The following is an 11,175-nucleotide window of genomic DNA, read 5'->3' on the forward strand; positions in this document are numbered from 1 at the left end:
AAACGCCCGGTTACATTCCGAACCCGGAAGCTAAGCCTTACAGCGCCGATGGTACTGCAGGGGGGACCCTGTGGGAGAGTAGGACGCCGCCGAACTCCTTTTATAGCTCCGGCTCTTGGGCATTCGCCCGAGAGCCGGAGCTTTTTTGTTTCCCGGCGGCGCCGGCACCCCTCCGCCTCGCTGTGTGAAGGCTGCGGGTAAGGTCAGGGGGCATCGTCGGCTCGTTTCCCACAGGAGGCCCCCGGGTGGAGGTCCAGGAGACCCGCGTCCAGACAGACCGGGTCCTCACCATCCCGAACATCCTCAGCATGGCGCGTCTCGTCGGTGTGCCCGTGTTCCTGTGGTTGATCCTCTGGCCGGAGTTCGGAGGCCCCAAGAGCGACGCCTGGGCCCTCCTGGTGCTCATGCTCAGCGGCATCAGCGACTACCTGGACGGAAAGCTCGCCAGGCGCTGGAACCAGATCAGCAGCCTCGGCCGGCTGCTCGACCCCGCGGCCGACCGCCTCTACATCCTGTCCACCCTGGTCGGCCTCACCTGGCGGGAGATTCTTCCGCTCTGGCTGACCGGCGTACTGCTGGCGCGCGAACTCGTCCTGCTGGTGATGGTGGGCATCCTCCGGCGGCACGGCTATCCGCCGCCCCAGGTGAACTTCCTGGGAAAGGCAGCCACCTTCAACCTGATGTACGCCTTCCCGTTGCTGCTGCTCAGCGACGCGAGCGGCTGGATCGCGTCACTCGGAGCTATTTTCGGATGGGCGTTCGCAGGGTGGGGTACAACCCTGTACTGGTGGGCAGGAGTCCTCTACGTGGTTCAGGTCCGCCGTCTTGTCACGGCGGACACCATGGCCGATTGAGCTCGCCCATCGGGGCGCTGTAGTGGCTCGTTGGCCCGCCGACGAAATGTGCGGGACAATTTGGACGGGTGAAGTCGGCTAGTCAGTCTCTTCAAGGAGGACGCTTCCGACATGAAGGCCGTCGTGATGGCCGGAGGCGAAGGCACACGCCTTCGCCCTATGACCTCGAGCATGCCCAAGCCGCTCCTGCCCGTGGCGAACCGCCCGATCATGGAGCACGTGCTGCGGCTGCTCAAAAGGCATGGGCTCAATGAGACCGTCGTTACCGTCCAGTTCCTGGCCTCGCTGGTCAAGAACTACTTCGGGGACGGCGAAGAGCTCGGTATGGAGCTCACCTATGCCAATGAGGAGAAGCCACTCGGTACCGCCGGGAGCGTCAAGAACGCCGAGGAAGCGCTCAAGGACGACACCTTCCTCGTCATCTCCGGCGATGCGCTGACCGACTTCGACCTCACCGACCTGATCAATTTCCACAAGGAAAAGGGTGGGCTGGTCACCGTCTGCCTGACCCGTGTGCCGAACCCGCTGGAGTTCGGCATCACCATCGTGGACGAGGAGGGCAAGGTCGAGCGCTTCCTGGAGAAGCCGACCTGGGGCCAAGTCTTCTCGGACACGGTGAACACCGGTATCTATGTGATGGAGCCCGAGGTCTTCGACTACGTCGAGGCCGACGTCTCCGTCGACTGGTCCGGTGACGTCTTTCCTCAGCTGATGAAGGAAGGCAAGCCCATCTACGGCTACGTCGCCGAGGGCTACTGGGAGGACGTCGGCACGCACGAGAGCTACGTCAAGGCCCAGGCCGACGTCCTGGAGCGCAAGGTCGACGTCGAGATCGACGGCTTCGAGATCTCCCCGGGCGTCTGGATCGCCGAGGGTGCCGAGGTGCACCCCGACGCCGTGCTCAGGGGACCGCTCTACATCGGCGACTACGCCAAGGTGGAGGCGGACGCCGAGATCCGTGAGCACACCGTCGTGGGCTCCAACGTCGTCGTCAAGAGCGGCGCCTTCCTGCACAGAGCCGTCGTGCACGACAACGTGTACATCGGGCAGCACAGCAATCTGCGCGGCTGCGTGGTCGGGAAGAACACCGACATCATGCGCGCCGCACGGATCGAGGACGGCGCCGTCATCGGTGACGAGTGCCTGGTGGGTGAAGAATCGATCATCCAGGGGAACGTACGCGTCTACCCCTTCAAGACCATCGAGGCCGGCGCCTTCGTCAACACGTCGGTGATCTGGGAGTCGCGCGGACAGGCGCATCTGTTCGGCGCCCGTGGCGTCTCCGGCATCCTCAACGTGGAGATCACCCCGGAGCTGGCCGTGCGCCTCGCGGGGGCGTACGCGACCACGCTGAAGAAGGGCTCCACCGTCACGACGGCACGTGACCACTCGCGTGGTGCGCGTGCCCTGAAGCGCGCGGTCATCTCGGCGCTGCAGGCCAGCGCCATCGACGTACGCGACCTGGAGAACGTGCCGCTGCCGGTGGCCCGGCAGCAGACGGCTCGAGGCAGTGCCGGCGGCATCATGATCAGGACGACCACCGGTGTACCGGACTCGGTCGACATCATGTTCTTCGACGGTGACGGCGCCGACCTCTCGCAGGCGAGCCAGCGCAAGCTGGACCGCGTGTTCGCACGTCAGGAGTACCGGCGTGCGTTCCCGGGCGAGATCGGTGACCTGCACTTCCCGGCGAGCGTCTACGACTCGTACACGGGCTCGCTGCTGCGCAATGTCGACACGACCGGGATCGCCGAGTCCGGACTCAAGGTCGTCGTCGACGCCTCCAACGGCAGCGCCGGTCTCGTACTGCCCAGCCTGCTCGGCAAGCTCGGCGTCGACGCGCTCACCATCAACCCCGGTCTCGACGAGTCGCGGCCCACGGAGACGGCGGACGCGCGCCGCTCGGGTCTGGTGCGGCTCGGAGAGATCGTGGCGTCCGCGCGGGCCGCTTTCGGTGTGCGCTTCGACCCGGTTGGTGAGCGGCTGTCGCTCGTCGACGAGAAGGGGCGGATTGTCGAGGACGACCGGGCCCTGCTCGTGATGCTCGACCTGGTGGCCGCGGAGCGGCGCAGCGGGCGGGTGGCGCTGCCGGTGACCACCACCCGGATCGGCGAGCAGGTGGCGGCGTACCACGGGACCCAGGTCGAGTGGACGACGACGTCGCCCGACGACCTGACCCGCGTGGGGCGCGACGAGTCGACCATCTTCGGTGGCGACGGCCGCGGCGGCTTCATCATCCCGGAGTTCAGCAGTGTCTTCGACGGCACGGCGGCCTTCGTACGGCTCATCGGGCTGGTGGCGCGGACGCAGCTCACCCTGAGCCAGATCGACGCGCGGATCCCGCGGGCGCACGTGCTCAAGCGTGACCTGGCGACTCCGTGGGCGGTCAAGGGGCTCGTCATGCGGCGGGTCGTGGAGGCGGCCGGCGATCGCTTTGTCGACACGACCGACGGTGTGCGGGTCGTGGAGGCCGACGGCCGCTGGGTGATGGTCCTCCCGGACCCCGCGGAGGCCGTGACGCACCTGTGGGCCGAGGGCCCGGACGACGCGTCCGCCCAGGCCCTGCTCGACGAGTGGTCGGCGATCGTGGACAGCGCCGGCCGCTGAGCAAGCGGCGTGCCGGACAAGTGCTCCTCAAGGGTGCCTGTCCGGCACGCCGGTGGGGCCATTCGGAGGTAGCACCGGCGACGTGGCACGATGTGCGGCATGCCGCAGCAGCCCCCCGTTCGGAGCACCCCCACGCGACCTACGCGCCCGGACGCCTCCATGTCGCTGCTCACCAACGTCATGGACCACAGTCTTGACGACGGGTACGCCGAGGCGGCCGCGCGCAAGAAGTCCGAGGAAGCCGGCGGACTGCCGAAGACCCTCCGGGCGAAGCTGGGGCTCGCCGCCGGTCTGGTGCTGGCGGGGCTGGTGGTGACCGTGGGAGCGGCGCAGGCGCGCGTCGCGGCCCCCGTGGTCGCCAAGGAGCGCCAGGAGCTCATCGACCGCATCGAGAGCGAGACCAAGGCCGCGGACAAGCTGGAGAGCGCCGTCGACACCCTTCGGGACGACGTGAGCGCCCGGCAGCGCGAGGCGCTGAAGCAGGACGGGGGCGGGGACCAGGCCGATCTGGTGGGCATCCTGTCGGGTGCCACCGCGGTGCACGGTCCCGGTGTGAGGCTGGTCGTCGACGACGCCAAGGACGCCTCTTCGGGGGGCAACGGCGATCCGCGCGAGACCTCCGACTTCTCCGACACGGGACGCGTGCGCGACCGTGACATGCAGCGCGTCGTCAACGGACTCTGGCAGTCCGGCGCCGAGGCCGTGTCCATCAACGGACAGCGGCTGACGGCGCTGTCGGCGATCCGGGCCGCGGGTGACGCGATACTGGTCGACAACAAGCCGCTCGTGCCTCCGTACACGGTGCTCGCGGTGGGGGACGGCAAGCGGCTGAGCACCCGGTTCCAGAACAGCGCCGACGGTCAGTACCTGCACGCGCTGCGGGAGAACTTCGACATCCGGACCAGCATCTCCGTGGAGGATGACGTCCGGCTGCCCGCCGCACCGAGTGTGATCGTACGAACAGCAGAGCCGAGCACAGAGAAGGGCACATCGTGATCGCCGTACTGGGCCTCGTCGTGGGAGTCGTGGCTGGATTGTTGGTCCGGCCCGAGGTCCCGGCCGTCGTCGAGCCGTACCTTCCGATCGCCGTCGTGGCGGCGCTCGACGCCGTCTTCGGAGGCCTGCGCGCGATGCTGGACGGCATCTTCGACGACAAGGTCTTCGTGGTGTCGTTCCTGTCGAACGTCGTCGTCGCCGCGCTCATCGTGTTCCTGGGCGACAAGCTGGGCGTCGGCGCCCAGCTCTCCACGGGTGTGGTGGTCGTGCTCGGCATCCGGATCTTCTCCAACGCCGCGGCCATCCGCCGGCACGTCTTCCGGGCGTGAGACCGATGAGCGACGAGGACAAGACACCCAAGGGCTCCGAGACTCCCGCGAGTTCGGAGCACCGCCTGCGCAGGGAACTGCCCGAGGAGGTCCCGGCCGCGCCGCCGGCCTCCGAGCCGGAGCCGGCACCGGGTGAGCAGGAGAAGGGCGAGGGCGAGCCCTCGCTGACCGGCCGTCAGCGGCTGGCGAAGGGCCTGTGGCCGCCGCGGGTGACCCGCGCCCAACTGATCGTCGCGCTGCTGCTGTTCGGCCTCGGGTTCGGCCTGGCCGTCCAGGTGGCCTCGAACAGCGACAGCGGGAGCGCCCTGCGGGGTGCCCGCCAGGAGGATCTCGTACGCATCCTCGATGAACTCGACGACCGTACTCAGCGTCTTGAGGACGAGAAGCAGGGTCTCGAGGACCAGCGCACCGAGCTGCGGAACAGCTCGAACCAGGCCGAGGAGGCCCGCAAGCAGACCGTCGAGAAGGAGAAGCAACTCGGCATTCTGGCGGGCACGGTGGCGGCGCAGGGACCCGGGATCACGGTGACCATCGACGACACGAAGGGGACGGTCCAGGCGGACATGCTGCTCGACGCGATCCAGGAACTGCGCGCGGCCGGGGCCGAGGCGATCCAGGTCAACGGCGTCCGGGTGGTCGCCGACACCTATCTGACGGATTCCGGCGCCGGAGTGAGCGTCGACGGGAACAAGATCACCCAGCCCTATCGTTTCAAGGTCATCGGCAAGCCGCAGGATCTGGAGCCGGCGCTCAACATCCCCGGAGGTGTGGTGCAGACGCTGGAGAAGGAGCAGGCCACCGTCACGGTGGACCGTTCGACGAAGATCGTCGTGGATGCCTTGCGACCGGCGGAGCGGCCTGACTACGCTCGGTCGTCCTCCCCGTGAGGCGCGGGCGCATGGCGGCTGCCGGGCCAGGGCATGAGGTTGCGGGGGGTCGGCGCACCGAATGGGTGGTGCGTGGTGGAAACTGTCAGGTGGATACGGACGTTGTGAGGATGTCCGGGTCGACCGGTGTGTTCAATCAGGGTTCGTCCTGCCCCACGGGCGGGTCTGTTTCGGTCAAGGGGAATCGCCCGTGAAGTTGTTTGCGAAGTTGTTCGGCAAGAGCGCACGAGAGGGCAACGAGAACGCGACTGCCCGCCACCGTGCACCGCGCCCCGGGGACGCGGAGGGACAGGGCGACCGCCCGTTGTTCCGGGACCAGGTCGCTGGTCCGGGCGGTGACGTTCCCGGTGGTCAGGGCGCGCCGTCTGTTGACCCTGCCGCGTCCGGGCGCATAGGTTTCGGGGATCCGTCGACCTCGGGTGCGGGCGGAGGGTACACCTCCGGTCCGTACGCGTCCCAAGCCCCTGGAGGGCAGCCGCGGCAGGAGGATCCGTCCATGTCGGCCCTGGTATGCACGAGGTGCGGCAACCGCAACGCGGAGAACAGCCGTTTCTGCTCCAACTGCGGTGCGCCGCTGCGGGGCGGGGCGGTTCCGGAGCGTCCGTCGGAGACGACGTCCACGATCTCCATCTCCGGCCTGGAGGCCTACGACTCCGAGGTGACGGGCCAGACGCCGTCGCCGGCGCTCTCCCCGGAGGCGCAGGCGGCCGTCGACGCGCTGCCTCTCGGATCGGCGCTCCTGGTGGTGCGCCGTGGTCCCAACTCGGGCAGCCGCTTCCTGCTGGACGGTGAGCTGACCACGGCGGGACGTCATCCGCAGAGCGACATCTTCCTGGACGACGTGACGGTGTCGCGTCGCCACGTGGAGTTCCGCCGCGCCGCGGACGGCTCGTTCACGGTCGCCGACGTCGGCAGCCTGAACGGCACGTACGTCAACCGGGAGCGGATCGACCAGGTCGCCCTGTCGAACGGCGACGAGGTGCAGATCGGCAAGTACCGGCTGGTCTTCTACGCGAGCCAGCGGGGAGTCTGACCACCCGAACTCCGTCCGGGGGGACCCAGGGAAGGTCCATGCTTCAAACACCGAGCGGCGGTGCCGGCAGCGGCACCGCCGCCGCGGACAGTGGGCTGATGAGCATCGGCACGGTGCTCAGCGCGCTGCGCGACGAGTTCCCCGAAGTGACCATCTCCAAGATCAGGTTCCTGGAGGCCGAAGGCCTCATCGAGCCACGGCGGACCCCTTCGGGGTACCGCAAGTTCAGCGCGCAGGACGTCGAGCGCCTCGGCCACGTCCTGCGGATGCAGCGCGACCACTACCTGCCGCTCAAGGTCATCCGGGAGCACCTGGACGCCCTGGAGCGGGGCGACGACGTGCGGCTGCCCACGCTGGGCCGCCAGCGCGACGTCGGGGACGGCGAGCGCCTGGGCGACCTCTTCGGGGAGCCGGAGGCGCCCACCGCGGCCCGTATCGGCCGCGACGAGCTGCTCGCCGCCGCCGAGATCGACGAGCGGGAGCTCGCCGAGTGGGAGTCGTACGGGCTCGTCACTCCACTGCCGGACGGGGGCTACGACGCCGAGGCGGTCACCGTGGCCGCGCTCGTGGTCGAGCTGGGCCGGTTCGGGATCGAGCCGCGCCACCTGCGCGCGATGAAGGCCGCCGCGGACCGTGAGGCCGGTCTCGTGGACCAGGTGGTGGCCCCGCTGCGGCGCCACCGCAACCCGCAGACCAGGGCCCATGCCGAGGCCCGTGCGAAGGAGCTGGCGGGGCTCACGGTCAAGCTGCACGCGGCTCTGGTGCAGACGGCGCTGGGTGTCCGGCTGCCCTGAGCGAGGGTGTTCGCCGGTGGCGGATCGTCCACCCGTTCTGTGCCCGACTACCCAAACGTCCCGAGCACGGCCTAGGGTTGCTGTGTGAACGAGCTCGATGTCGTAGGTGTCCGGGTCGAAATGCCCTCCAACCAACCGATCGTGCTCCTGCGCGAAGTGGGAGGCGACCGCTACCTCCCCATCTGGATCGGCCCGGGGGAGGCGACGGCGATCGCCTTCGCCCAGCAGGGCATGGCCCCCGCACGACCGCTGACCCACGACCTGTTCAAGGACGTGCTGGAGGCCGTCGGCCAGGAGCTCACCGAAGTACGCATCACGGATCTGCGTGAGGGCGTCTTCTACGCCGAGCTGGTCTTCGCCAGCGGGGTCGAGGTGAGCGCGCGGCCGTCCGACGCCATAGCGCTCGCGCTGCGCACCGGAACGCCGATCTACGGCAGCGACGGGGTGCTCGACGACGCGGGGATCGCGATCCCGGACGAGCAGGAGGACGAGGTGGAGAAGTTCCGCGAGTTCCTCGACCAGATCTCGCCCGAGGACTTCGGGACCAACAGTCAGTGACGTCCCCGCCCGCCCGCGGTTCCGAGCGGCACATGCCGGAGGCCAGTGAGGCGTCTTACGGCCCGCGCGGAGAGCATTCGGCTAGCCTTTCCCCGCGGTGGGGCACGGGAAACCACTCCTAGGGTGATTATCACTCGGCGTGCCGAGTGTGGCGATCGTTGACGCACCCCTGGCGACTGCCTACCGTCGAGAAGGCAGTTCAAGGACGGAGGTCGGCGTGAGAAGCAGCGGCGACGGTACGGCTGGGGGTGCCCCCGGACGCAGTCTGGGGGAGAGCGGCCCGTACCCGCTTCACGGCAACGCGGCCGGCTCCGCTCCACAGCGGCCGACAGCGGTGCCGGACGAAGAGTCGGTGTCCGACGAGATCGGATACCGCGGTCCCACGGCGTGCGCGGCGGCGGGTATCACCTACCGCCAGCTGGACTACTGGGCGCGCACCGGCCTGGTGGAGCCCAGCGTGAGACCGGCCCACGGATCGGGGACGCAGCGCCTCTACAGCTTCCGCGACGTCGTGGTCCTGAAGATCGTCAAGCGGTTCCTCGACACGGGGGTGTCGCTGCAGAACATCCGCACCGCGGTCCAGCACCTGCGTGAGCGGGGATTCGCCGATCTCGAGCGGATGACGCTGATGAGCGACGGGGCGACGGTCTACGAGTGCTCCTCGCCCGACGAGGTCCACGCCCTGCTCCAGGGCGGCCAGGGGGTCTTCGGGATCGCCGTGGGGGTCGTCTGGCGGGACGTCGAGGGAGCGCTCTCACAGCTGCACGGGGAGCGGGTCGACACCGGCGAGACCCTGATCGGGCAGAACCCCACCGACGAGCTGGCCCGGCGCCGCAACCGCGCCGTCTGACCTCGTGGCGCCCACGTCTCACGTGCGGCGTCGCGGGGGTCCGCGGCCGGCAGGGCATTGTCAGTGGCGTAGGGCAGCATCGGACATGTGAGAACCGCGCCCACGATCCTGCATCTCGACATGGACGCCTTCTTCGCCTCGGCGGAGCAGGCCGCCAAGCCGAGCCTGCGCGGCAAGGCCGTGGTGGTGGGCGGGCTCGGGGTGCGCGGTGTGGTCGCCACCGCCTCCTACGAGGCGCGGGTGTTCGGGGTGCACTCGGCGATGCCCATGGCGCAGGCCCGCCGACTGGCGCCGAACGCCGCCTACCTCGTACCGCGCTTCCAGCTCTACCGCGACGTCAGTGAGCAGGTCATGGGGCTGCTGCGGGAGCTGTCGCCGCTCGTGGAGCCGCTGAGCCTGGACGAGGCGTTCGTCGACCTGGAGGCCGCAGGGACCGCCTGGGACGAGACCTCGGCGCGGCTGGTGGGCGCGAAGCTGCGCGCCGACATCCGGGCCGTCACGGGACTGACCGGGTCGGTGGGGCTCGCCGCCTCCAAGATGATCGCCAAGATCGCCTCCGAGCAGGCCAAGCCCGACGGGCTGGTGCTGATCGAGCCGGGGACCGAGCGCGCCCTGCTCGGGCCGATGTCGGTGCGGACGCTGCCCGGCGTGGGGCCCGCGACCGGCGACCATCTGCGGCGCGCCGGGATCACCACGGTCGAGGAGATCGCCGAGGCGGGCGAGGACGAGCTGGTGCGGCTCGTGGGCAAAGCACACGGACACGCCCTGTACGCGATGGCCCTGGCGCACGACGACCGGCCCGTGGTCGCCGAGCGCGAGACCAAGTCGGTGTCGGTCGAGGACACCTACGAAGTCGACATCCACGACCGGGTGCGGGTGTCCACGGAGGTGCAGCGGCTCGCCGACCGGTGCGTGGTGCGGCTGCGGAAGGCCGGGCGCTCGGGCCGGACGGTGGTGCTCAAGGTGCGGCGGTACGACTTCTCCACCCTGACCCGGTCCGAGACGCTGCGCGGGCCCACGGACGACCCTTCGGTGGTGCGCGAGGCCGCCGCCCGGCTGCTGGACTCGGTGGACACGACCGGCGGGGTCCGGCTGCTGGGCGTCGGCGTCACCGGGCTGGCCGACTACACCCAGGAGGACCTGTTCGCGCAGGCCCAGGCCGCCGCGGGCGAGCTGCTGGCGCAGGAGCAGGCCGAGGAGGAGGGCGTGCCGGAGGCCGTCACGGAGGCGGAGGCGCCGGCCGAGCGGCGCTGGCCGTCGGGGCACGACGTGCGGCACGCCGAGTACGGGCACGGCTGGGTCCAGGGGAGCGGCCTCGGCCGGGTGACCGTGCGGTTCGAGACGCCGTACTCGGGGCCCGGGCGCGTGCGCACGTTCCGGACCGACGATCCCGCGCTGGAGCCGGCGGACCCGCTGCCCCTGGTCGCGCCGGTGCCGGGGGCCGGCGGTGCCGCGGAGGGCGCGGGGACGGCGAGCGGGACAGCGGCGGTGACGGATGCGAGGGAGAGCGCCGAGGAGCGGGGCGTTCAGGCCGGTCCGGCCTCTTCCGAGCCGGCGAGCCGGCCGAAGTCGCGGTCCGGCGGGGCGGGCGACGCGAGATCGAGCCCGTAGTGGTGGTAGAGCTGGAGTTCCTGCTCCGGGGAGAGGTGGCGGCCGACACCGAAATCGGGCGCGTCCTTGATGAGGGCGCGGTCGAAGGGCACCCGGAGGGTCCCCTCCACGACCTCACTGGGCTCCAGCGGGACGAACGCGTCCCGGCTGAACAGGCCCGTCCGTATGGCAGCCCACTCGGGCGCTCCGGTGGCGTCGTCGAGATACACCTCGTCGACCGTGCCGATCTTGGTGCCCTTGCGGTCGAACGCCTTGCGGCCGATCAGGTTGCGCGGATCGATGTCGGTCTGCACGGTCCCTCCTCTTGGTCGCAAAACTCATCCGTAAGCACTACGAAAGAGCACATTCAGGAAGGCGGCCACTCGAAAGCCCGTGCGTTGTCCTCGCTGGTAGGCTGGCATACGGCTGCTGACCCCGTGCGGGAGAGTCCTCCGGCGAGATCCGGAGGCGCCGAAGGAGCAAATCCTCCCCGGAATCTCTCAGGCACACGTACCGCACGGACGAGGTCACTCTGGAAAGCAGGGCGGGCGTCGTCGGCTCCCGCCCTCACCGACGGTGAAAGCCGGTCCGTCCGCTGCTGGACGGCCCGGTGAAGCTCTCAGGTTGAGATGACAGAGGGGGAGGCCGTCGGGGTACCCGCGTCGTGGTACCCCCCG

At 69.6% G+C, this 11,175-nt stretch carries 11 protein-coding genes, 1 rRNA gene and 1 riboswitch; of the genes, 11 read left to right on the forward strand and 1 reads right to left on the reverse strand.

Going from position 1 to position 11,175, the window contains the following annotated elements; all coding sequences use genetic code 11:
- From rrf to ACZ4VA_RS12545, 11 genes are all read left to right on the forward strand, one after another.
- Positions 1 to 95 (forward strand): 5S ribosomal RNA (gene rrf, locus ACZ4VA_RS12495); the annotation flags it as partial.
- 150 nt (positions 96 to 245) lie between these two features.
- Positions 246 to 854, forward strand: coding sequence for a CDP-alcohol phosphatidyltransferase family protein (locus ACZ4VA_RS12500; protein ID WP_356171368.1), 609 nt, complete (start codon positions 246 to 248; stop codon positions 852 to 854).
- A 111-nt stretch (positions 855 to 965) separates the two neighbouring features.
- Positions 966 to 3,461, forward strand: a complete 2,496-nt coding sequence (locus ACZ4VA_RS12505) for a mannose-1-phosphate guanyltransferase (protein ID WP_355785662.1) — start codon at positions 966 to 968, stop codon at positions 3,459 to 3,461.
- Positions 3,462 to 3,560: 99 nt separating this feature from the next.
- On the forward strand, positions 3,561 to 4,457 hold the full coding sequence (locus ACZ4VA_RS12510) for a DUF881 domain-containing protein (protein ID WP_389389053.1): 897 nt from the start codon (positions 3,561 to 3,563) through the stop codon (positions 4,455 to 4,457).
- The gene (locus ACZ4VA_RS12515; RefSeq protein WP_003988855.1) at positions 4,454 to 4,786 is read left to right on the forward strand and encodes a small basic family protein; all 333 of its coding nucleotides are present in this window, start codon (positions 4,454 to 4,456) and stop codon (positions 4,784 to 4,786) included. Before ACZ4VA_RS12510 ends, ACZ4VA_RS12515 begins: the two co-directional genes overlap by 4 nt.
- Before the next feature lie 5 nt (positions 4,787 to 4,791).
- The gene (locus ACZ4VA_RS12520; protein ID WP_389389054.1) at positions 4,792 to 5,673 is read left to right on the forward strand and encodes a DUF881 domain-containing protein; all 882 of its coding nucleotides are present in this window, start codon (positions 4,792 to 4,794) and stop codon (positions 5,671 to 5,673) included.
- 61 nt (positions 5,674 to 5,734) lie between these two features.
- Positions 5,735 to 6,706 carry an FHA domain-containing protein gene (locus tag ACZ4VA_RS12525; RefSeq protein ID WP_356171363.1) on the forward strand — a complete coding sequence of 324 codons (972 nt, stop codon included), beginning with the start codon at positions 5,735 to 5,737 and terminating at the stop codon, positions 6,704 to 6,706.
- Positions 6,707 to 6,744: 38 nt separating this feature from the next.
- Entirely contained in the window at positions 6,745 to 7,500 is a 756-nt protein-coding gene (gene ftsR, locus ACZ4VA_RS12530) for a transcriptional regulator FtsR (RefSeq protein ID WP_356171360.1), read from the forward strand.
- Positions 7,501 to 7,584: 84 nt separating this feature from the next.
- A complete protein-coding gene (locus ACZ4VA_RS12535; protein WP_006123076.1) occupies positions 7,585 to 8,058 on the forward strand; it encodes a bifunctional nuclease family protein in 474 nt (157 codons plus the stop codon).
- Between the two features lie 217 nt (positions 8,059 to 8,275).
- The gene (locus tag ACZ4VA_RS12540) at positions 8,276 to 8,908 is read left to right on the forward strand and encodes a MerR family transcriptional regulator (protein ID WP_355789455.1); all 633 of its coding nucleotides are present in this window, start codon (positions 8,276 to 8,278) and stop codon (positions 8,906 to 8,908) included.
- 87 nt (positions 8,909 to 8,995) lie between these two features.
- Positions 8,996 to 10,519 (forward strand): DNA polymerase IV, encoded by a 1,524-nt coding sequence (locus tag ACZ4VA_RS12545; RefSeq protein WP_356171354.1) that lies wholly within the window; start codon positions 8,996 to 8,998, stop codon positions 10,517 to 10,519.
- Here ACZ4VA_RS12545 and ACZ4VA_RS12550 read toward each other — a convergent pair.
- Complete coding sequence (locus tag ACZ4VA_RS12550) at positions 10,435 to 10,812, reverse strand: PRC-barrel domain-containing protein (RefSeq protein ID WP_355789449.1); 378 nt, start codon at positions 10,810 to 10,812, stop codon at positions 10,435 to 10,437. The genes ACZ4VA_RS12545 and ACZ4VA_RS12550 overlap by 85 nt on opposite strands.
- A gap of 116 nt (positions 10,813 to 10,928) precedes the next feature.
- A riboswitch (glycine riboswitch) is annotated at positions 10,929 to 11,024 on the forward strand.
- The last annotated feature ends 151 nt before the right edge of the window (positions 11,025 to 11,175 follow it).

Source organism: Streptomyces sp. NPDC028308 (assembly GCF_055565855.1).

What these genes read in the sequence shown, in the direction of transcription:
- ACZ4VA_RS12525 (WP_356171363.1), top strand. Translation starts at nt 5,735, where the DNA reads ATGGGTGGTGCGTGGTGGAAACTGTCAGGTGGATACGGACGTTGTGAG.
- ACZ4VA_RS12520 (WP_389389054.1), top strand. Translation starts at nt 4,792, where the DNA reads ATGAGCGACGAGGACAAGACACCCAAGGGCTCCGAGACTCCCGCGAGT.
- ACZ4VA_RS12505 (WP_355785662.1), top strand. Translation starts at nt 966, where the DNA reads ATGAAGGCCGTCGTGATGGCCGGAGGCGAAGGCACACGCCTTCGCCCT.
- ftsR (WP_356171360.1), top strand. Translation starts at nt 6,745, where the DNA reads ATGCTTCAAACACCGAGCGGCGGTGCCGGCAGCGGCACCGCCGCCGCG.
- ACZ4VA_RS12510 (WP_389389053.1), top strand. Translation starts at nt 3,561, where the DNA reads ATGCCGCAGCAGCCCCCCGTTCGGAGCACCCCCACGCGACCTACGCGC.